The sequence below is a fragment of the Spirosoma montaniterrae genome (assembly GCF_001988955.1).
In the GTDB taxonomy this organism is placed as follows: Bacteria; Bacteroidota; Bacteroidia; order Cytophagales; family Spirosomataceae; genus Spirosoma; species Spirosoma montaniterrae.
Genome location: NZ_CP014263.1, coordinates 4,791,310 through 4,811,299, shown reverse-complemented (window position 1 = coordinate 4,811,299; position 19,990 = coordinate 4,791,310). Strand labels below are relative to the sequence as shown.

Annotated in this window: 21 protein-coding genes and 1 tRNA gene; 2 read left to right on the top strand and 20 right to left on the bottom strand. The window is 53.0% G+C overall.

Annotation, left to right across the window (positions count from 1 at the left end; translation table 11 throughout):
• Positions 1–4: 4 nt before the first annotated feature.
• The 20 genes from AWR27_RS20725 to AWR27_RS20630 form a co-directional block, all read right to left on the bottom strand.
• Positions 5–1,360, bottom strand: a complete 1,356-nt coding sequence (locus AWR27_RS20725; protein ID WP_077132950.1) for a flavin monoamine oxidase family protein — start codon at positions 1,358–1,360, stop codon at positions 5–7.
• 13 nt (positions 1,361–1,373) lie between these two features.
• Positions 1,374–1,709 (bottom strand): phage holin family protein, encoded by a 336-nt coding sequence (locus AWR27_RS20720; protein WP_077132949.1) that lies wholly within the window; start codon positions 1,707–1,709, stop codon positions 1,374–1,376.
• A 44-nt stretch (positions 1,710–1,753) separates the two neighbouring features.
• On the bottom strand, positions 1,754–2,362 hold the full coding sequence (gene hisIE, locus AWR27_RS20715) for a bifunctional phosphoribosyl-AMP cyclohydrolase/phosphoribosyl-ATP diphosphatase HisIE (protein ID WP_077132948.1): 609 nt from the start codon (positions 2,360–2,362) through the stop codon (positions 1,754–1,756).
• 39 nt (positions 2,363–2,401) lie between these two features.
• Complete coding sequence (gene trpA / locus AWR27_RS20710) at positions 2,402–3,187, bottom strand: tryptophan synthase subunit alpha (protein WP_077132947.1); 786 nt, start codon at positions 3,185–3,187, stop codon at positions 2,402–2,404.
• On the bottom strand, positions 3,187–4,386 hold the full coding sequence (gene trpB / locus AWR27_RS20705; RefSeq protein WP_077132946.1) for a tryptophan synthase subunit beta: 1,200 nt from the start codon (positions 4,384–4,386) through the stop codon (positions 3,187–3,189). Before trpB ends, trpA begins: the two co-directional genes overlap by 1 nt.
• Positions 4,387–4,391: 5 nt before the next feature.
• Positions 4,392–4,784 carry a PIN domain-containing protein gene (locus tag AWR27_RS20700; RefSeq protein ID WP_077132945.1) on the bottom strand — a complete coding sequence of 131 codons (393 nt, stop codon included), beginning with the start codon at positions 4,782–4,784 and terminating at the stop codon, positions 4,392–4,394.
• The gene (locus tag AWR27_RS20695; protein WP_077132944.1) at positions 4,781–4,999 is read right to left on the bottom strand and encodes a hypothetical protein; all 219 of its coding nucleotides are present in this window, start codon (positions 4,997–4,999) and stop codon (positions 4,781–4,783) included. The genes AWR27_RS20700 and AWR27_RS20695 overlap by 4 nt, the downstream gene beginning before the upstream one ends.
• 52 nt (positions 5,000–5,051) lie before the next feature.
• Positions 5,052–5,696, bottom strand: a complete 645-nt coding sequence (locus AWR27_RS20690) for a phosphoribosylanthranilate isomerase (protein WP_077132943.1) — start codon at positions 5,694–5,696, stop codon at positions 5,052–5,054.
• A gap of 48 nt (positions 5,697–5,744) precedes the next feature.
• On the bottom strand, positions 5,745–6,554 hold the full coding sequence (trpC, locus tag AWR27_RS20685; protein ID WP_077132942.1) for an indole-3-glycerol phosphate synthase TrpC: 810 nt from the start codon (positions 6,552–6,554) through the stop codon (positions 5,745–5,747).
• Positions 6,555–6,624: 70 nt separating this feature from the next.
• On the bottom strand, positions 6,625–7,611 hold the full coding sequence (gene trpD / locus AWR27_RS20680) for an anthranilate phosphoribosyltransferase (protein WP_077132941.1): 987 nt from the start codon (positions 7,609–7,611) through the stop codon (positions 6,625–6,627).
• Positions 7,612–7,724: 113 nt separating this feature from the next.
• Positions 7,725–8,291 (bottom strand): anthranilate synthase component II, encoded by a 567-nt coding sequence (locus AWR27_RS20675; protein ID WP_077132940.1) that lies wholly within the window; start codon positions 8,289–8,291, stop codon positions 7,725–7,727.
• Positions 8,288–9,724, bottom strand: a complete 1,437-nt coding sequence (locus AWR27_RS20670; protein ID WP_077132939.1) for an anthranilate synthase component I family protein — start codon at positions 9,722–9,724, stop codon at positions 8,288–8,290. The genes AWR27_RS20675 and AWR27_RS20670 overlap by 4 nt, the downstream gene beginning before the upstream one ends.
• Positions 9,725–9,932: 208 nt before the next feature.
• A tRNA-Pro gene (locus AWR27_RS20665) sits at positions 9,933–10,006 on the bottom strand.
• Positions 10,007–10,048: 42 nt separating this feature from the next.
• Entirely contained in the window at positions 10,049–10,837 is a 789-nt protein-coding gene (locus AWR27_RS20660) for an alpha/beta fold hydrolase (RefSeq protein ID WP_232325887.1), read from the bottom strand.
• Positions 10,834–12,165 carry a family 1 glycosylhydrolase gene (locus tag AWR27_RS20655; protein ID WP_077132937.1) on the bottom strand — a complete coding sequence of 444 codons (1,332 nt, stop codon included), beginning with the start codon at positions 12,163–12,165 and terminating at the stop codon, positions 10,834–10,836. The genes AWR27_RS20660 and AWR27_RS20655 overlap by 4 nt, the downstream gene beginning before the upstream one ends.
• Before the next feature lie 79 nt (positions 12,166–12,244).
• Positions 12,245–13,792 carry a GMC family oxidoreductase gene (locus tag AWR27_RS20650; RefSeq protein ID WP_077132936.1) on the bottom strand — a complete coding sequence of 516 codons (1,548 nt, stop codon included), beginning with the start codon at positions 13,790–13,792 and terminating at the stop codon, positions 12,245–12,247.
• An 11-nt stretch (positions 13,793–13,803) separates the two neighbouring features.
• Complete coding sequence (locus tag AWR27_RS20645) at positions 13,804–14,343, bottom strand: gluconate 2-dehydrogenase subunit 3 family protein (RefSeq protein ID WP_077132935.1); 540 nt, start codon at positions 14,341–14,343, stop codon at positions 13,804–13,806.
• A 3-nt stretch (positions 14,344–14,346) separates the two neighbouring features.
• The gene (locus AWR27_RS20640) at positions 14,347–15,213 is read right to left on the bottom strand and encodes an SDR family oxidoreductase (RefSeq protein ID WP_077132934.1); all 867 of its coding nucleotides are present in this window, start codon (positions 15,211–15,213) and stop codon (positions 14,347–14,349) included.
• Positions 15,214–15,399: 186 nt separating this feature from the next.
• Positions 15,400–16,155: a M48 family metallopeptidase gene (locus AWR27_RS20635; RefSeq protein ID WP_077132933.1), complete on the bottom strand. Its 756-nt coding sequence runs from the start codon at positions 16,153–16,155 to the stop codon at positions 15,400–15,402.
• A gap of 95 nt (positions 16,156–16,250) precedes the next feature.
• Positions 16,251–16,700: a DUF2141 domain-containing protein gene (locus tag AWR27_RS20630; RefSeq protein ID WP_077132932.1), complete on the bottom strand. Its 450-nt coding sequence runs from the start codon at positions 16,698–16,700 to the stop codon at positions 16,251–16,253.
• Positions 16,701–16,972: 272 nt separating this feature from the next.
• Between AWR27_RS20630 and nagB the strand changes: the two genes are divergently transcribed.
• Both nagB and AWR27_RS20620 read left to right on the top strand, forming a co-directional pair.
• Positions 16,973–18,970 carry a glucosamine-6-phosphate deaminase gene (gene nagB / locus AWR27_RS20625; RefSeq protein ID WP_077132931.1) on the top strand — a complete coding sequence of 666 codons (1,998 nt, stop codon included), beginning with the start codon at positions 16,973–16,975 and terminating at the stop codon, positions 18,968–18,970.
• Positions 18,971–19,131: 161 nt separating this feature from the next.
• Positions 19,132–19,908: a hypothetical protein gene (locus AWR27_RS20620; RefSeq protein WP_077134114.1), complete on the top strand. Its 777-nt coding sequence runs from the start codon at positions 19,132–19,134 to the stop codon at positions 19,906–19,908.
• Positions 19,909–19,990: the final 82 nt, after the last annotated feature.

Here is a 19,990-nt window from a genome sequence, read left to right as displayed (position 1 = left end):
CTTCTTATGACCGGCTCAATAGCTCCTGCGCTACCCGCTCGCCCGACCGCACGGCTCCGTCGATATAGCCATTCCAGATGTCTGATGTTTCGGTTCCGGCCCAGTGAATGCGACCTACGGGTTGGCGCAGGGCCGGGCCAACGCTCGTCCAGAAACCGGGTTGTGGCACGGCGGCATAGCACCCCTTACTCCAGGGTTCGTTTAGAAAAGAATGATCAAGATAGCGTTGCGGGGTAGATGCCTGTGGGCCGAAAAACGTCGTGAATGAATGCATAGCCGACTTACGCCGTTCATCATCCGAAAGCGTAGCAAATTCGCGGGCTTTCTGGCCCAGTACAAAACCCATCAGAATACCCCGGCTGCCGTCTTTAGGTGAGTTGTCGAACGTGACCGTTACGTGTCCGTCGGGCGTGGCGGCAAGCCCGTTTAGCCCCTGTTCGCGCCAGAATGGACGGTCATAGATAGCGTAGCATTTCCAGACTGCGCCCATTGGTAGTTGCTGCATAAGTTGCTGCCGTTGCAGCGGCAGAGCCGGTTCAAACTGAATGGCAGCCTGCAAGACGGGCGGAATGGCTACAACAACGCGGTTGGCCGTATAGGTAGCGAAGTCGGTTATTACCTGTACGGCATCATCACGCTGAGAGATGGCCCGAACAGATGCGTTGAACACGATTCGGTCCCTGAACGTCTCGGCCATTCGGTCGGCAATGGTCTGCGCTCCGCCCACGAATCGTTCCTGCTGTGCTCCGTTTTTCACGTTCATGAGCGTTTCCAAATCCCGCCCGGAACGGATATAAAACAGGGCGTGAAGCAGTGAAAACTCAGCGGGATCAGCCGCCCAGATAGCTCCAACGGCGATGTTGAAAAACGTTTGAGCTGTTTCATAGCTCATCTGTCCCTGCATCCAGTCGGCCAGCGTCAGGTTGTCTAATTGCTGTGCGTTGGGCGTTTGCCACGGCTCGGCGAGGTTGACCGTTCTGGAAAGTTTGTTGATGCGCCTGATGGCAGCATCCAAACTTAGCAGCGAAAACAGGGGCAGGGGAGGAATAATCCCTTTGTAGCGTTTTACCTTTCCCCTAAAATATTGGGTACTCCGACCCGAATCGTAAGTCTTAAAGGTTTCAACGCCAAAAGCGTGGGCAAGGGCATAGAGCCGGTCCTGTGACGGCCCCACCCAGGCTGCGCCCAGATCAACATAAGTGCCATCGTCGAAGTGTTGCGTATGCACACGCCCGCCCACACGGTCGCGGGCTTCGAGCAGCAGCACGGTTTTTCCGGCTTTGACCAGTTCGTGCGTGGCGGTCAGGCCCGCATAGCCTGCACCAACGACAATGGCATCGTAGTGAATGGAGGGATTCATGGTAGGTTCGCCCCTACACAATGGCGTCGATCAACGCCGTGACAACAGACACCACAATACTGAACAGCAGCGCGGCAATAAAGCCGGAAACCGCGAAGCCGCTGACCAAATAAGCTGTCAGGTAAACCATCAATACGTTAAGTACCAGCAGGAAAAGACCCAGCGTAATGATAGTAATGGGAATGGTCAGAATCGTTAAAACGGGTTTGATGAACGCGTTCAAAAAACCCAGTACGATGGCAACGATCAGGTACGTGCCAATTCCCCCAGTTACGGTGACACCAGGAATAAAGCTACTGGCAACATAGACGGCTACAGCACTGATGAGGATGCGAATGATGAGACCCATGAGATAGTGGTTTGAGATTTAGAATGACAAACCTACCAAATAAACTATTGTTTCACGTGTCGGCTCTGCAATACGGCAACAATGTCGTCTAAATCCAGATTCTTCTGTTCGAGCAGCACCAGAAAATGGAATAGTAAATCGGCGGCTTCGCCTTTAAACAGGTCGTCGTTGTCGTCTTTGGCTTCAATAACTAACTCCACAGCCTCTTCGCCAACTTTCTGCGCAATTTTATTCACGCCCTTCGCAAACAACGATGCTGTATATGATTTTTCTGACGGGTTTGCTTTCCGTTCGCGGATAATATGCTGTAAGTAGTTGAGAAACTGACCCTTACCTGTGTTGATTTCCTGAAAACAAGTATCGTCGCCCGTATGGCAGGTTGGCCCGGCGGGCGCAACTTTAATCAGCAGCGTATCGCCATCACAATCGATAAGCGTTTCGCGGACATGCAGAAAGTTATTCGATGTTTCACCTTTTGTCCAGAGTCGGCTTTTGCTGCGGCTGAAGAACGTAACGATACCCTCAGCCACAGTTTTTTCGTAAGCCTCCTGGTTCATGTAGCCCAACATCAGCACCTTGCCCGTTTCGGCGTCCTGAATCACAGCAGGAATCAACCCGTCGGGCGATTTATCGAAGTTCAATTCTCGGTTCATTTCAGCAAAGGTACGTCCAGCAAAAGGAAATCGCTCAGGCTACGCCCGAATCGTTTGGACGAACGCCCGGATACCGTCGGCATCGGGACCGTGATGGGCGAGATGGCGGATAAACGCGCTGCCAACAATGGCCCCACTGGCATATTGGCAGGCTGTATCGAAAGTTTCGTGGTCATTGATACCAAAACCAATCAGGCGCGGATTGCGCAGGTTCATGGCTGCAACACGCTCAAAATAAGCCCGCATACCGTCGCTGATGCCTTTAGTTGACCCCGTAATACTGGCCGACGACACCATGTAAATAAACCCGTCTGATTCGGCATCGATATGCCGGATGCGTGCGTCGGTGGTTTGGGGTGTAATCAGATTTACGTTCACGATGCCGTATTCGCGGAATGTTTCAGCGTATTCAGCGAGGTATAAATCAAGCGGCAGATCAGGCAAAATCACTCCATCGACGCCCACTTCAGCACATTTTCGACAAAACGCTTCGATGCCATATTGCAGCACGGGGTTTATGTATCCCATCAGCAAAATCGGCAGACTGATTTCGTCGCGGCATTCGTCTAATTGAGCAAACAGCGTTTTCAGGCTCATACCGTTTTCGAGTGCCTGATTGTTACTTTGCTGAATGGTCTCACCATCGGCCACGGGGTCGGAGTAGGGCATGCCTATCTCAACCAGATCGACACCCGCCTGTTGAAGACCTCGCAAGATTGGTACCGTATCGTCTAAGGCCGGAAAGCCAGCCGTAAAATACACGTTCAGCAATCGTTCGCTTTTTTGGGCGAAGAGGTCGGTGATGCGGTTTTGGGTAATAGTCATCAGAGATACTTTGAATACGTTGCCAGATCTTTATCGCCCCGGCCCGATAGGCACACCACGACAACGTCTGTCGGTTGCAGATTCATTTTAGGCAGTGCCGCCAGTGCGTGGGCCGTTTCGATAGCCGGAATAATGCCTTCGAGTTTGGTCAGGTTAAACCCGGCCTGAATGGATTCGTCGTCGGTAATCGCGTAGAACTCGCCCCGACCCGAGTCGAACAGGTGGGCATGGAGCGGGCCGATACCAGGGTAATCTAATCCCGCCGAAATGCTGTAAGGTTCTGTTACCTGTCCATCTTCGGTTTGCATCAGAATGGTACGGCTACCGTGCAATACGCCCGGTTTACCGAGGGCCGTGGTGGCTGCTGAATGCCCCGACGACACGCCCAGTCCGGCAGCTTCGGCAGCTACCAGCCGGACCATTGGTTCGTGCAGGAAGTGGTAAAATGCACCAGCGGCATTGCTGCCCCCGCCCACGCAGGCCACTACGTAATCAGGATTTTCGCGGCCCGTTTTGGCGAATAACTGTTTTCGGATTTCTTCTGAAATAACCGACTGGAATCGGGCCACCATGTCGGGGTAGGGGTGCGGGCCAACCACCGAACCAATGATGTAATGCGTATCGACGGGGTTGTTGATCCAGTGGCGCATGGCCTCGTTGGTAGCATCTTTCAGCGTCTTGCTACCCGACGTAGCCGGGCGCACTTCCGCGCCGAGCATCCGCATCCGGTCGACGTTGGGTTTCTGCCGCTCCATGTCGATTTCGCCCATGTAAACAATGCATTCCAGCCCCATCAGGGCGCAAACCGTGGCTGTAGCCACGCCGTGCTGCCCTGCGCCGGTTTCGGCCACAATACGCTCTTTACCAAGTCGTTGCGCCACCAAAATCTGCCCAATGGTATTGTTGACTTTATGCGCTCCGGTGTGGCAAAGGTCTTCGCGTTTCAGATAAACCGTTGCACCAACCTGCGCCGACAACCGCTTGGCATGAAACAAAGGCGTTGGCCGCCCAACGTAGTCTTCGAGCAACTGCCAGAACTCGGCCTGAAACGCCGGATCGTCTATAATTTGGCGGTAATTCTGCCGCAATTCTTCGACGTTTGGGTAGAGCATCTCAGGAATAAATGCCCCACCGAAGCGACCGTAGAAACCGTTATCGTTGACCTCGAAAGAGGTTTGTGGTTCAAGAGTTGTTTGCATATTCGTTAATGCTTTACTAACCGTAATCCCAGTGTGGGCAAGTGGTCGAAGTCGTTGTTTGTAGTATGAAGTTCCATATCCAAATACATTGCGGTAGCTGCAATCCAGATGTCGTTTTTACCCATGTTGCGGGCAGACGTGCCGAGAGGTGCTATTTGAAGTTTGCCTTGACTAAAAGCGTCAACGGTTGCGTAAACAGAAGCGATGTCCCGTTCCATATCGGCAACAGGGTAGCGTTCCAGCAGGTAACGCATAAATTTTACCTTCTGAGTACCCCAATCAGTTTTCAGGGCAAAAGCTTCCAGCTCACCTACAGTAACAAAAGGAATAACAGTTTTGACTGGTGGAAGACTGTGTTCTCGAATGTGATAAATAAGAAGATTTGTGTCGTAGATCATACTGTACCTCGATCACCTTCCGCAAGGAGTTCATCCATACGCCGGTTCTCTTCATCTGTAAATTCCGGGAACTCTAACAAAAAAGGGTCATGAACAGCAGTAGCTTCCAGAAACCGCTCAACGCCCCAGCGTTTGATGTCGCTTGGCTTGTAAACATTAAGTTGCCCCTTCTTCATGGGCGGAATTTCATCCGCTACAGTCTTCGTCGTTTCCATCAGTTTTGCCGTTTTTATGAGTATAACATAAGAAGAAGGGTTCAAAGTTGCCCTAAACCTCTTCCTCCTCCTCTACAGGCCGCAACCGCGCTATCAACTCTTTTACCTGCGCCACGTCTTTCACGCCCGGCGCGGTTTCGACCTGACTATTCACGTCAACGCCGTAGAGTTTCATACCTTTCAGTGCGTTCAGTTGATCGAGGTTGTGCAGACCAATGCCACCACTGATGAAAAATGGCTTTTCGTTGTCGTACCGGCTCAGAATACTCCAGTCGAAGGTGTGTCCGTTGCCGCCGGGTTGGTCGCCTTTGGCATCGAACAGAAAAAAGTCGCAGTGGGCTTTGTAGTTGTTGAGCATCGAGAAGTTGAACGATGCATCGACCCGAAACGCTTTAATCAGGCTGATGCCCCGATTACGCAGGCTCCGGCAATATTCCGGCGTTTCGTTGCCATGAAGCTGAACATACTGAAAGTCATACTTCTTCACCATCCGTAAAATAAATTCCGGGCTGGCGTTCACAAATACACCTACCTTCCGAATCGAGCGGGGCAACTCCTTTACAACTGTTTCATCGAGCGATTCACCCACAAAGCGCGGTGACTGATCGTAGAAAATGAACCCAACGAAGTCGGGATTAAGGGCGGCAATCTCTCGCAGGTTGTCGGCATCACGCAAACCGCACACTTTGATTTTCATAGCAGAAACGAGTTAGATGGGTATGGGGTAAACCGGTGATTAGCTGGATTAAGCAGGTTGTGGATTTGTGGCTATATATTCGTTGACCAGCGCAGCCAATGCAGCCGCCGGATCAGGCGTTTTCATAAATGCTTCGCCAATCAGAAAGCCATCGAACCCAGCCCGGAACAGCGTTCGCATGGTTTGGGCATCGTGCAGGCCGCTTTCTGTGATTTTGGCAAACGTATCGGGAATGCGTTCGACCAACCGCAATGACGTTTCGACAGATGTTTCAAACGTTTTCAGATTGCGGTTATTCACACCCACCAAATCGACGGTATGCACCAGCGAGCGGTCGAGTTCGTCTTCGTCGTGTACTTCGAGCAACACCTGCAACCCAAGGTTTTGCGCCTGTTCGCTCAGGTCGCGCACTTCCTGTGGTGTCAGGCAGGCGGCAATAAGCAGCACCAGATCAGCACCCCACGCTTTGGCTTCGAGGAGCTGGTAGGTATCGATCACGAAATCTTTACGAAGAATCGGCGTATCAGGATTGGCTGTGCGGGCCACCTGTAAGTCGGCGGGCGTTCCGCCAAAAAATGGCTCGTCGGTCAGTACACTCAGCACGGCGGCACCTGCCCGCACGTAGCCCTGCGTGGTCTGGGCCACGTCGGCAGAGCCGTTGATTAGTCCTTTCGAGGGCGACCGGCGTTTAAACTCGGCAATGATACCCGTTGACCGAAAATCCTGCACAGCATCACGTGCGGAGCGGGCAGGCCGTTTGAAGTCGGGCATCTGTTCGAGAACCGACGCGGGCGTTTCAGCCTGCCGCCGGGCTACTTCGAGTCGTTTCTGGGCAATAATCTCGTCAAGAATGGTCATAACTCGTAGCGGTGGGCTTTAGCCCGTCGCCAATCTTGTACTTATGAATACAACGGGCGAAAGCTCGTTGTTACATGATTAATTTTTCAAAACAGGCTTTTGCCCTGCCACTCTCAAGCGATTCGCGAGCCATCAGCACCGCATCTTCGCGGGTATTGGCTTTGCCCGCCGTAAGCAATGCCATCGCCGAGTTTGCCAGAACGGCCTGCGTTTGGGCGGTCGTTCCCTCGTTGTTCAGAACGTTGAGAAAAATCTGCGCCGACTCGTCCAGCGTTTTGCCACCTGCCAGCGAAGCAGCCGTTAACGTACTCATTCCCAGATCATCTGGCTCCAAGACCTGCTCTGTCTGGTTACTAATGACTTTGAATGCGCCCGTTAGCGAAATTTCGTCGTAGCCATCGAGTGCGTGCAGGATTGTAAACCGCTTGTCTGTTTGCTGATAAAGGTACGCATAAAGTCGAGCCAATTCAAGACTATACACCCCTACAAGCTGTTTTCGGGGTTTTGCAGGGTTTACCATTGGGCCGAGCACATTGAAAAACGTTTTCACGCCGAGGTCTTTCCGAATCGGAGCAACGTTCTTCATGGCCGGATGGAACAGGGGCGCGTGCAGAAAGCAGATGCCCGCCGTTTCAATCTTTCGCTGCAACTCGCCCGTGTCATTGGTGAATGTGTAGCCAAGCCGCTCCATCACGGTCGAAGACCCCACAAGCGACGATACGCCATGATTGCCGTGTTTGGCTACCCGCTGCCCGGCTCCGGCCACAACGAAGGCCGAGAGCGTCGACATGTTGAAGGTATCTTTGCCATCGCCCCCGGTTCCGCAAAGGTCCATCGGATCATAAGCATTCAGATCGACCGGCAAACAGAGTTCGAGCATGGCGTCGCGGAAGCCCTCGAGTTCTTCTACGCGCAGGCTGCGCATCATGTAGACGGTCAGAAACGACGCAATCTGCGCCGTATTGTACTCGCCCCGCCCAATGCCGGTCAGCGTTTGCCGGGCCTGTTCTTTGGAGAGCGTTTTGTACTCGAAAAGGTGGTTGAGGATTGCTTTCATATTGTTTGTATTTGTGTAGAGACGCAAGATTTTGCGTCTTTATGACAAGATTTTGCGTCTTTATGTGCAGCAGCAAAAACCATCCGGTAGTGGAGACGCAAAATCTTGCGTCTTTACATGGCTATCCAATTCTGAATCATTTTAACTCCGTGCTGTGTCAATACTGATTCGGGGTGGAATTGCAGGCCGCGCACGTTGTAGCGGGTGTGGGCGAGGGCCATTACGCGGCCCGCTTCGTCAACGGCTGTGATGCGCAGGTCGGCGGGCATGGAGTCAGGAATTACCGTCCAGGAGTGGTAACGGCCTACAATCAGTTCCGTTGGCATGTTGGCGAAAAGCGGGTCGGTCGAGTCGGTGACGGTGGCAGGGTGCGCCACGCCGTGCAGTACGTCGCCGAGGTTTTCGAGCGATGCGCCATATACCTCGCCGATGCCCTGATGACCAAGACAAATGCCCAGAATGCTTTTCGATGGGCCATACTCACGAACTAAATCCTGCATAATACCGGCTTCTGACGGAATGCCCGGCCCCGGCGACAGCATGATTTTGTCGTATTGCCCGGCCTGCTCAACGGTCAGTTTATTATTCCGAATCACGTCGGGCCGATGCCCCAGCTCGCGCAGAATGTACACGAGGTTGTAGGTGAATGAATCGTAGTTGTCTAAGACGAGAAGTTTCATATCGTTTTTGCCTGCTCAATTGCCATCCGCAGGGCGGCTAATTTGTTGTGTACTTCCTGTAATTCACTTTCCACGACCGACTTGGCAACAATTCCCGCACCAGCCTGATAATACAGTGTATTGTCTTTGCTCATAAAGGTGCGAATCATGATCGCGTGGTTAAACTCGCCGTCGAAGCCCATGTAGCCGATGCTGCCCGAATAAAACGACCGGCTCAGGCTCTCATACCGGTCAATCAACTGCATTGCCATGTGTTTTGGTGCGCCCGACAGCGTACCCGCCGGGAAGGTTTCGGCCACAATTTGCAGCGGATCGGCGGTTTCCCTAAGCTGACCAACCACTTTGGAAACGAGGTGAATAACGTGCGAATAGTACTGGATTTCCTTAAACGTTTCCACGTTTACTACGTCGCAGTTGCGGCTCAAATCGTTGCGGGCCAAATCCACGAGCATGACGTGTTCGGCTGATTCTTTAGGGTCATCGTAAAGCTTCTGCGCCAATTCAGCATCGCGGGCGTCGTCGCCGGTGCGTCGGAAGGTTCCGGCAATGGGGTAGATCGTCGCTTGTCGGTTTTTAACCACGATTTGCGATTCGGGCGAGGAGCCGAACAATTTGTAGCTTCCGTAGTCGAAATAAAACAAATAGGGCGATGGATTCAGCGACCGCAATGCCCGATACACGTTGAACTCATCGCCCGCAAACGGCATCTCGAACCTCCGCGACAACACAATCTGGAACACGTCGCCCCGCTGACAGTGGTCTTTACCGCGCTGAATCACAGCCCGGTACTCATCGTCGGTAAAGTTCGACTGCTCCTGTCCGGCCACGCTGAACGAGTACGTGGGGTAGTTCCGGCCCGTAATCAGGTCGGCAATGCCGTTCAGCGTACTTTCCGGTTCAACGTCGCCATTGCGGAGGTAGCTGTGTTCAAACAGGTGCAGTTCGTCTTTGAAATGGTTGATAGCGATAACATACCGATAAACCGTGAATACTGCCGCTGGAATCTGGTTTTCGGTCGGAACGGGCGCATTCAGTTGAATGTCTTCAAAACTCTGCACGGCAGGATAGCCGAAGTAACCGAACAGGCCGTTTGTAATAAAGGAAAACGCCGGTTTTTCGTGCTGAAAACTATCTTTAAATGCCTGCAAAGCCACCAGCATCTCCTGTGGCTGCACCGTGCGGCTCTGTTCAGCTTCGCCGGGTAATTGCACTGTTAGCCGATTCTGATTATACGAAAACCGGGCAACAGGGTCGAAGGCGAGGTACGAAAAACTGTTGTCGTTTCCGTGATAGTCGGAGCTTTCGAGCAGGATACTGTTCAGAAAACGGTCGCGCAGGCGCAGGTAGATGCTCACCGGCGTGATGATGTCGGCCAGCATCCGCTTGTGTCGGGTTGTGACACGGTAGGAGGTAAGGGGTTGGGAAGTAGTCATGTTGCGCTTTTTTCAGGCTGGAAAATCGGACAAAAAATAAGGCTCACCGGGATGACGGTGAGCCTTGTAAAATTGTGTTGGTGTAAACACATAGCGGCAACCTTCATCCCGGATAGGAAGAGTGCCACCACCAAATGTTGCTTACACGTATCATAGTTGCTTTTTTCTATCTTGTCAACTGCTCGTTGATAGCTGTTCACTGAAAAAGTCGGGGTGGCGGGATTCGAACCCACGACCTCTACGTCCCGAACGTAGCGCGCTACCAGGCTGCGCTACACCCCGAATGGGTTGCAAAGATAATGGCATTGTGGACTTTCGTAAACGTTATGCCGTAACTTTTTTTGCGATGAATGCCGCCAGTTCGTCAGGAACCTCCCACGGCAGCAGGTGTCCGGCTCCGTTAAGTAGGTCGAGCGTAGCGGTTCTTAGGTAAGGCAAAACCAGTTTTGGCTGTACGTCGGGGGGTAAAGCGCGGTCGTCGGAGCCAACTATAATGTGTATCGGAATCGTGATGTCGGCCATGCGTTCGGAAATAGTCTCGCGGCTACCGTGCAACAGCCAGGCATCCCAGGCCGACCGGGCCGTGCGCAGGTCGTCGGCAACAATCTGGTTTTGTACGCTATCGGAAATAGGCTTTGCCGTTATGTTTTTGAGCCGTTTACGCGCTTCTGGCAAACTGCCGTAGCCGTTCAGGAGTTTTTCGCGCTCCGTGTCGGGAATAGGTTCAGGCACGGGTGGCGAGGGCGAAACCAGCACGAGAGCTTTCAGATTGGGCGGAGCTGGCCGATCTGGTGTTCCGGCGGCTACCGCCATCGCTATTTTGCCACTCATCGAATGACCGATCAAGACAAACGGGCCGGTTTGAAGCGTTTCGGCTAAAGCCGCGACCATCTCGGCTACGGTATCGACGGCATATCCCGGCACCGATTCGTCTGAATCGCCGTGGCCGGGCAGGTCGATAGCTATACAGCGGTAGCGGTCCGAAAGCTGGTTCATGACCGATTGCCACTCCAGCCCCGAACCGCCGAAGTAGTGCATGAATACCAATGTCGGAGAGCCGCTGCCGGTTTCGTGAATGTTGAGGTTGGTTTCGTTGATGAGGATTCGCATCATACATTCACTTTCAATCGGGCGGGCTGGTCGGTCATTTCGAGCATTTCGCCGTAAGGAACAATGGTAATCTGGCCGAATTCTTTCAGAATATCTTTGTATGCCTGCGCAACGGGGCGGGGCTTACGGTCGAGGTCGAACAAACCGCATTCGTTGACGTGGTTTTTGACCTCGGCCAGTTGAATGTCCCAGTCGATCTGATCGATCAGGCTGTACCACGTAAAACCCAGCACGGGCACACCATCCCGACGCATCCGCAAAATGCTAACCCACTGTTTATACAGCCATACCGGTGCCTGATCGGCCTCGAATACGTTGGTTTCGGTGTGCATCACAGGCATGTGGTAGCGTTCGTAATAATCGCGGGTAATTTCATACCAGCCCAGCACGTCCATCGACGTTTCGATGCGTCCATCGGGTAGTTTGATTCGCTCGTTCCGGCCATAATAATCGTTGCCCATGATTTGATAGCCCGGCGGTTTTCCGGCCATAAACCAATCATATTCGGCGCGGGTCAGGCCGTTGTCCATCATATACATCGCCACGGTCGAAGAGGGCGGATTGGCGTAGAGCAGATCGAGCGAGAGAAACCGAAGTTCGTTATTGAGGGTGGTTTCGGCAGAGGGCGTGGCGCAGAGTTCGTGGATATATTCGGCACTTTCGCTTTGCACAATCACGCAGTCGTTGCGGTGTTTGGCAATTTGCTGATTGCCCATGATACTGGCCGCCACACAGTGTTTAAGAGCCGTTATGAAGCCTTTGTCGGTCTTTAACTGCTCGTTCCAGACGCCATCTTTACCGCTGATGCGGGCCGTAACGTAGATTTCGTTGACGGGCGTATAGTAGCGCACCCACGGATAGCGTTTGGCTACGGCTTCGCAGAAGTCTGCAAAATGAACGGGCAGTTCAGGATTCTGAAAATTGCCGATCCAGTCGGGTACGCCGAAGTGTAGCAGGTCGAGAATGGGCGTGATGCCGAGCCGCTTGATTTCGGCCATCGCCAGGTCTGCAAATTCCCAGTCGAATTTACCGGGGCTTTTATGGATGCTATAATACGGCAACCCGTATCGCAGAACCTTCAGACCCATTTCTTTCACTAATCCCAAATCTTCTTTGTAGCGGTCGTAATGGCCGCACTCGCGCAGTTGGTCGCGCCGAACGGTGCCGTTCTGAATGGTCGGATACGAACACTCGATGCCTGTTGCAAACATAAAGTTGCCTGCATTACTGGTTGGCAGGCCGCTGCCGTTATGCCCACCGGCTCCGCCAAACTGATCGCCGTCGTAATTGCCGTCGCCAAAATGGCGTTTGATATGAGAGAGAAAAGTCATAAGCGAAAGAGTGAAAGAGTGGAAGAGTGAAAAATGAAAGAGTGGTTGACGCAAGCAGTGTGCCACGACCGCCACTCTTTCACTCTTTCGCTCTTTCACTCATTAAAAATTTGTCTGCTGTTCGCAGGGCCAGTGCCATGATGGTTAGGGCAGGGTTTACACTGAGCGCACTCGGAAACGTTGAATTATCGCTGATGTACAGATTCGGAATATCGTGCGCCCGTCCATCGGCGTTTACCACCGACGTATCGGGATCGTGGCCCATGCGGCAGGTGCCAATTACATGCGCATTGCGCGGAAATGCCCACACGTTTCTGGCTCCGGCAGCCTCCCAGATTTGCCGCATAATCTGATCGGCATGGGCAGTCATACGTTCTTCATTTTCGCCATTGGAAAAGTAAACGCGCGGCTTCGGAAGCCCACGGCTGTCTTTCTCGTCCGACAGTTCGATGTAGTTGTGGGCGTAGGGCAGGCAATCGCCCAGAATGTTTATACCCGCCACATGATTGTAGGCCGCAGCCGCTCGCTTCAGGTCGGCTCCCCACAGCCCACGCCCTCGTGCCAGTTGGCTTAGATACGTAACCGGCATAACACCAATAGACTGGAGCAGATAGCCTCCAACAAAGTCGGTCGGAACGCCGAACCGCTGAGCGGGCCGGTGCGTATCTTCTGATATGACCGCACCCGGAATGCCTTTAAATGGCTGTATATCGTCGTCAAATTCGCCCCAGATTTGAAGAGCCGTGTGTGCCATCAGGTTGCGGCCTACCTGCCCGCTGCTGTTGGCGATGCCGTTCAGGAGCAGGAGCCGGGGCGTTTCAATGGCTCCGGCGCACAGGAATACGTTCTTGCAATGCAACCGCTCTTCCTGACCGTTTCGCACGTAAATTACTTCGCTGATTTTGCCCGAAGCGTCTCTACGAAACTGGGTCACAAAACATTCCGGGCGAATCTCGGCCCCGTAGTGCATAGCCAGCGGAATGTACGTAACGTCCATACTGGCTTTGGCACCGTTGCGGCAACCAGCCTGGCAAAAACCCCGGTTGATACACGCGGGCCGATGTCCAACGCCATCCTGATAATAGCTTGCCGATAACGCTGCATTGGCGGCTGGCGAGGTTCGTATGCCCAGCGTCCGGCAACCTTGTTCCATGAGCCGCCCCGCCTTGTTGACGGGCAACGGCCCCAGTGCGTAACCCCGTTTGCGAACCGGTCCCCACGGGTATGGCGATGGTCCCGATACACCGAGAAACTGCTCTACTTCATCGTAATAGGGTTCGAGATCGGTAAAGTCGATAGGCCAGTCTTCGCCAACATCAAATTCGGAACGAATACGGAGGTCGTCGGGTTGGGCGCGGGGGGTGTAGGCCGTGTAATGCAGCGTAGATCCGCCTACGCCCGTGCCAGAGTTGTTGTTGCCAAATGCCAGCGCATCGTTGCCCGCCGTTAATCGTTCGTCGTTCCAGAACAGCTTGTCCTGTGCGCGTTCGTCGGTGGCGAAGTCCTGCGCTGGCTTCCAGAATTTTCCGGCTTCGAGGGCCACCACGCGCAACCCGGCCTTTGCCAGTCGAGCCAATAGGGGAGCACCTCCGGCTCCCGTTCCGATAACCACCGCGTCGTAGGTCATATAAGTGTACGTTACAGTTCCCAGCCCTTCGCATCGGCAAAACCAACGTAGTCGATTTCGGCCTGCGCCAGCGGGTGGCTGTAGTAGTTTTCAACGGCTTCCGCCAGTAATTCCTCAAAAAAACGGTCGGCGGGTAACGTTTGCCACGCGCTATCGGGCGAGTCCAATGCCTGAACTGCTTTCAGCACACTGTCTTGCTGCTCCGTTGACAGCGCTACAAATGGCTTACCGAATACTAATTCCGCGCTTTGGTTGATACCGCGCAGACCCAGTTGGTAGGCATCGCGGTCGGGGGGCATCTCGTCGTAACGCCAGCCGTTCGATTTGTTTTCGGTCAACCGCTCATCTATGCCACCGGCAATGTCGACGCGCTCAGCATCAGACCGGTCGTCCTGCGGAATCAGCCGGTCACAAATGGCCCGAAGCAGCGCGAATTCATCTGCCGTAAAAAACGCAGGCTGTCGCCGGGGTGCGTTTAACCGCTCGGTCAGAACATGCCGGGTAGGTTCGGTAACGAGGTCAGTCTGGAGAATGGCGCGAATGTCGGTCATGGATCAGCCCAGCTTTCCACCCGTGACTTCAACAATACTACCCGTCATGAAACTACCATCCGACGATGCCAGCAGCACATAAGCCGGTGCCAGTTCTTCGGGTTGGCCGGGTCGGGCAAGTGCTACTTCATGACCAAAATTTTCGACTTCGTCTTTGGGCATGGTGCCGGGAATGTTGGGCGTCCAGACGGGGCCGGGGGCTACACAGTTAACGCGTATTTTGCGTTCGCCCAACTGTATTGCCAACGATTTGGTGAAGGCATGAATGGCTCCCTTCGTAGCACAGTAGTCTACCAGAATTGGGTTGCCCACTATACCCACGATGCTACCTGTGTTCACAATAGCGTCGTTCTCATGCAGATGGGGCAAGGCGGCCTGCGCCATGAAGAAATACGCCAGAATATTGGTATCAAACGTTCGCCGGAGCTGTTCTTCCGAAATATCTTCTACGTTTTGCTGTGCCATCTGGTAGGCGGCATTGTTGACCAGAATATTCAGCTTACCAAACCGCTCAACCGTTTGCCGAACGGCGGATTCGCAGTTAGCTTTCTGCCGAAGGTCGGTTTGGATAACCAGGCATGGGCGACCTTTGCTTTCTACCAGCCGTTGCGTGTATTTGGCATCGTCGGTATTTTCGTTGTACACGATAGCCACGTTGGCCCCTTCCATCGCAAACGCAATAGCCACGGCGCGACCAATACCGGAGTCGGCACCGGTAATAATGGCGACCTGATCGGTAAGTTTACCTGCTGGTTTATAGTTCGAGAGGTCGGAGTCGGGCGCGGGGTTCATGTCCGACTGCCGGGCGGGGTAGGGGAGTTTCTGGCCCGGAATCTCTTCCGATTGGGGCCGAAATTCGGTTGTTTCCATAAAGCGTTGAGTAGCAAACGTGCGCATGAAATTGACGCACGAGGAAACAACCGGCTGTGCTGAGATTTTGTTAGGGATGGAACACGGATTTAACGGATGGCACGGATTTATACGGATAAAAAATGCTGTCAGCACCAGTAAAAAATCCGTGTTGATCTGTCCCATCCGTTAAATCCGCGTTCCATCTCACCGGGCCAGACCATCGCGCCGGGCGCGTTCGCGAATACGCTGGGCGCGGGTGCGGCTGTCGGGGTGGGTCGAGAGAAACGCCGGAACGTTGCCTCCGCCCTGTTTGGATAGTTTTTCAAACGCCGTTGCCAGTGGTATGACAGGATAGCCGTAGCGTTTCAGGAAAGCATAGCTATAATCGTCGGCTTCGGTTTCCTGATCGCGGCTGAATTTGGCCCCGGCGAAGTAGTCGGCTGCTGCGCCAATCTGCGACCGGGCCAACTCACCCACAGCCCCCGACCGCGACGCCAGCCCATTCCGAATGGCCGACCGACGCAAGGCCGCTTTCATGGCATCACGCGAGTCTTTGTTGGCTACGTGACCAATTTCATGCCCAATAACCGACAAAATCTCAGCATCGGTCATCAAGTCCATCAGCCCTTTAAACACCCGAACGCTGCCATCGGCGGTAGCGAAGGCATTAACGTCTTTTACGTTATAAACCTTGTAATTGATTGGGATACCACCCACGTTCCGGTGCCGGGCCACAATCCGGTTCAGGCGTTGTGTGTAAGGGTCGTTTGGCCCGGCTACAGGGTATTTGGCGTCCATTTGCCGAACGGCCTGCCGCGAATACTCGGCTATCTGTTTGTCGGTTATTGTTATCGAACTAATGGCGTCGATACCGGCCTGAATCAGCCGGGGGTCAATCTGGGCGGTGGTTAGCGTGGACATCCCGCACAGAATAAACAGTATGCTCGCGATGCGTTTCATAGTCATAGTTGGTTGGATAAGGATGGGCCACAAATAGCAAATCCATCAAACCTATTGACTATGAAACCCCCAAAAAGGTTTATTGAGAACGCAGACTACATCTCCATCAGACTGACTTCAATTGTCTTATTTTCGTTGAGGTCGAACGCGCTTTGGCCGAAGCTGGGTGGCCCCATCAGCATGGTAATGTTCGAGAAACCAAACGGCTCAGTAGGCATTGATCCATTATAGTCCATCTGGTTATTACCATTCAAATCCTGCATCATACGCACGGCATACCGCCCGGCAGGAAGGCCCTCAAACGTGACCTTCGCCCCACCCGACGCTGGTACTGCCACGACCTGCGATTTAAATGATTCGCCACTAAATGTTTGTTCGCTGTTGGCGATGCCTACGCGCAGATTACCGTTGCGGTGGTCAAAGCCGGGAATCACAACCGTCAGCGTGTAGGTCTTGCCGGTAACGGTTGAACTGGTCGTTTGACCGAAAGCAAATGAACTGGCGAAGAAAAAAGCAACAGCAATGAGATTTACGAGCGTTTTCATGATGTGTTTGATTTTGACTGGTTCGTGTTGACGTCAGCCGTTTGTGTCGACCAACGATGCAAACCTAACTGCCCAAAACCACCTCCTGCAAATTGAAGGGATGAACTGCATCATTTCGGGGTAAACTGCAAATACAGGGGCGAATGGAAAGCGGGGCGGGATATTCGGCAACCCAAATTGTTGCATTTCTCTGGTTTTTTCACGGTTCCGTAATCCCCCGTAACCGATAAGTGCCGTACTTTGCAGCGTCTTACCATTTCTCCGCAGAGCATATGATTACGGAGTCTCCAGTACTCGACAATCCAGACGGACAACCTTCGTCTGTGCTGCCCACTACCCCCGGCGGTGGCCCCCTACAATCGGCCATCACGTATGAAAAAATTCCGACACACATTTACGCCGACGCTAAAGCAGCCAGCCGGGCTGTTGCCGAGGAAATTGCCGACCTCATTCGCCAGAAGCAACGTGAAGGCAAACCCTGTGTGCTGGGATTAGCAACTGGCTCATCGCCCAAAACGGTTTATGCCGAACTGATTCGGATGCACCGCGAAGAAGGGCTGAGCTTCCGCAATGTGGTTACGTTCAATCTGGATGAATACTATCCGATGGAACCCGATTCCTTGCAGAGTTATTGGCGGTTCATGCGTGAACAGTTATTCGATCACGTTGATATTCCAGCCGGTAACTACCACGTTCCCGACGGTACGATTCGTACCGATAAAGTGGGCGAATTCTCCAAACAATACGAAGCTCAAATTGAAGCCGCTGGCGGACTTGATTTTCAGTTGCTCGGTATTGGTGGTAATGGCCACATCGGGTTCAACGAGCCAGGGTCGCTTATCAACTCGCACACCCGCCTGATGATGCTCGATAACTCGACGCGGGCGGCTGCATCGAACGATTTTGGTGGGTTGCCCAAAACCCCCCGCAAAGCCATCACAATGGGCGTTGCCAGTATTCTCAGTGCCCGACGCGTGGTGCTGCTGGCCTGGGGCGAACGCAAAGCCCCCGTTATTCGTGGAGCCGTAGAAGGCACCGTGACCGAGCAAAACCCGGCGTCGTACCTCCAAACGCACCCGAACGCGCTGTTCGTAATCGACGAAGCGGCTGCCTCAGAACTGACCCGCATGAAAACGCCGTGGTTGGTCGATTCGGTGGTATGGGATAATAAGATGAAGAAGAAGGCCGTCACGCACTTGTCGCTGACGCTGGGCAAACCGATTCTGAAACTGACCGACCGCGATTATAATGACAACGGGATGAGCGACCTGCTGGCGCAGTACGGGCAGTCGTATGATATTAACATCGACGTTTTCAATCAACTGCAACATACCATTACAGGCTGGCCAGGGGGCAAACCCAACGCCGATGACACCAATCGGCCCGAGCGTGCTTTACCCGCCCGAAAACGCTGCCTGATTTTCAGCCCACACCCTGACGATGACATCATCTCGATGGGCGGTACCTTCCAACGGTTGGTCGATCAGGGACACGAGGTTCACGTAGGCTACCAGACTTCCGGTAACATTGCCGTGGCCGACGACGAAGCCCTGCGCTTTGCTGATTACGTGGTTGATTTCAATACCCGATTCGGCATTGAAAGCCCCGAAGCTACCCGGATTTTCAACGATGCGGCTGCCTATCTGCGCGAGAAAAAGGACTCTGAAATGGACACTGCCGAGGTGCGCTATGTGAAGGGCCTGATTCGGATGGGCGAAGCAAAGTCGACTTGCCGATTTGTGGGCATACCCGTTGAGCAGGCGCATTTCATGAATCTGCCGTTCTACGAAACGGGTAAAGTCGAGAAAAAACCACTCGGTGAAGATGACGTCAGAATAACGATGGACCTCATCGAGAAAATCAAGCCGCACCAGATTTACGCAGCCGGCGATCTGGCCGACCCGCACGGTACGCACAAAGTTTGTTTAGACGCAGTACTGGAAGCCGTTCGGCGATTGAAACAGTCGGACGCGACCCCGGAAAACTTCATGAAAGACTGCTGGGTATGGCTCTATCGCGGAGCCTGGGCCGAATGGGACATTCACGAAATTGAAATGGCCGTGCCAATGTCGCCCGATCAGGTGATGAAAAAGCGGCTGGGAATTTTCAAGCATCAGTCGCAGAAAGATGGGGTTGTGTATCAGGGCACCGACTCGCGGGAGTTCTGGCAACGAGCCGAAGAGCGCAACCGCGCCACTGCCGGGCTGTATAACCGGCTTGGCCTGGCCGAGTATGAAGCAATGGAAGCTTTTGTACGCTGGCGGTTTTAACCAATAAATTTTCAGGAAAGCCATGCCACACGTGTGCATGGCTTTTTTTTGTTCCTAATTATTTTCCAAAAAATAAATCATTATAATATAAAAATTGAATATACTTGCGCTTTATATTATAGTTGTATCATAAAGTTGCCGCCATTTTTTTCAGCTTCTCTATGCTTCGTCCAACAAAACAGCGAACGGCCCGCCTGTTTGCCTTGCACGAGTTTATTCGTGAACGGTTTACCAAAGCCGATTGGTTTCGTATTGCTCACCTGACCAACTGCCTCGAACTGGTCGAAGATCATCCGCGTTTGTTGCGAAGTTTAGATTTTCGCGACGACGATTACGACGGTAATAGCTTACAGGTGCTGTCGAAAATCATAGGCGAAAGCAATACCAATCTCTATGAAATCGAGCGATACGTTGAACTGCGCAAGGCAACGATTAGACGTTCTGATCTAATTGCGCCCGCCTTTGTATCGACCGTACACACCACCCAGCCCGACCGCGCCATTACCTTTGCGCCCGACGTATTCCGAATTCCCGAGAAAGTAGTCGAACGAAATCGCCTGTCGGTTATGATGCCGTTCGAGAGTCGGTTTTCAGGCACATACACGGCCATTCGCAATGTTTGTTCCCGGCTCGGTATCGATTGCCGACGAGCCGACGATATTTGGGATAATAGTATCCTGATTCAGGATGTTTTCGACCTGATTTTTACCAGCCATGCCGTTATTACCGATTTCACAGACCGCAACCCAAATGTGTTTTATGAAACGGGCGTAGCGCACACGCTTGGCAAAATTGTGATTCCTATTACGCAATCGGTTGGCGATATTCCGTTCGACTTGCGTCACCACCGCGCCCTCACGTATCTGCCCAATGCCGAAGGTTTAGCGAAATTAGAGACAGACCTGGAGAAAAAACTGGCGCGGGTGTTTGATGATTAAGTGTCACAAAAATATGACGAACCCCTGCGTTTGTGAAACAATTTTCTCAAATTAAATGTATATACATCAAATGCATTTGTAC

Bases quoted from the DNA above. Each gene is read 5' to 3' on its own strand.
- trpD (WP_077132941.1), bottom strand. From the start codon at position 7,611: ATGAAAGCAATCCTCAACCACCTTTTCGAGTACAAAACGCTCTCCAAA.
- AWR27_RS20635 (WP_077132933.1), bottom strand. From the start codon at position 16,155: ATGAAACGCATCGCGAGCATACTGTTTATTCTGTGCGGGATGTCCACG.
- AWR27_RS20630 (WP_077132932.1), bottom strand. From the start codon at position 16,700: ATGAAAACGCTCGTAAATCTCATTGCTGTTGCTTTTTTCTTCGCCAGT.
- AWR27_RS20675 (WP_077132940.1), bottom strand. From the start codon at position 8,291: ATGAAACTTCTCGTCTTAGACAACTACGATTCATTCACCTACAACCTC.
- AWR27_RS20690 (WP_077132943.1), bottom strand. From the start codon at position 5,696: ATGAAAATCAAAGTGTGCGGTTTGCGTGATGCCGACAACCTGCGAGAG.
- AWR27_RS20655 (WP_077132937.1), bottom strand. From the start codon at position 12,165: ATGACTTTTCTCTCTCATATCAAACGCCATTTTGGCGACGGCAATTAC.
- trpC (WP_077132942.1), bottom strand. From the start codon at position 6,554: ATGACCATTCTTGACGAGATTATTGCCCAGAAACGACTCGAAGTAGCC.
- hisIE (WP_077132948.1), bottom strand. From the start codon at position 2,362: ATGAACCGAGAATTGAACTTCGATAAATCGCCCGACGGGTTGATTCCT.
- AWR27_RS20645 (WP_077132935.1), bottom strand. From the start codon at position 14,343: ATGACCGACATTCGCGCCATTCTCCAGACTGACCTCGTTACCGAACCT.
- AWR27_RS20725 (WP_077132950.1), bottom strand. From the start codon at position 1,360: ATGAATCCCTCCATTCACTACGATGCCATTGTCGTTGGTGCAGGCTAT.
- nagB (WP_077132931.1), top strand. From the start codon at position 16,973: ATGATTACGGAGTCTCCAGTACTCGACAATCCAGACGGACAACCTTCG.
- AWR27_RS20695 (WP_077132944.1), bottom strand. From the start codon at position 4,999: ATGGAAACGACGAAGACTGTAGCGGATGAAATTCCGCCCATGAAGAAG.
- AWR27_RS20650 (WP_077132936.1), bottom strand. From the start codon at position 13,792: ATGACCTACGACGCGGTGGTTATCGGAACGGGAGCCGGAGGTGCTCCC.
- trpA (WP_077132947.1), bottom strand. From the start codon at position 3,187: ATGACTATTACCCAAAACCGCATCACCGACCTCTTCGCCCAAAAAAGC.
- trpB (WP_077132946.1), bottom strand. From the start codon at position 4,386: ATGCAAACAACTCTTGAACCACAAACCTCTTTCGAGGTCAACGATAAC.
- AWR27_RS20670 (WP_077132939.1), bottom strand. From the start codon at position 9,724: ATGACTACTTCCCAACCCCTTACCTCCTACCGTGTCACAACCCGACAC.
- AWR27_RS20640 (WP_077132934.1), bottom strand. From the start codon at position 15,213: ATGGAAACAACCGAATTTCGGCCCCAATCGGAAGAGATTCCGGGCCAG.
- AWR27_RS20620 (WP_077134114.1), top strand. From the start codon at position 19,132: ATGCTTCGTCCAACAAAACAGCGAACGGCCCGCCTGTTTGCCTTGCAC.
- AWR27_RS20720 (WP_077132949.1), bottom strand. From the start codon at position 1,709: ATGGGTCTCATCATTCGCATCCTCATCAGTGCTGTAGCCGTCTATGTT.
- AWR27_RS20700 (WP_077132945.1), bottom strand. From the start codon at position 4,784: ATGATCTACGACACAAATCTTCTTATTTATCACATTCGAGAACACAGT.
- AWR27_RS20660 (WP_232325887.1), bottom strand. From the start codon at position 10,837: ATGATGCGAATCCTCATCAACGAAACCAACCTCAACATTCACGAAACC.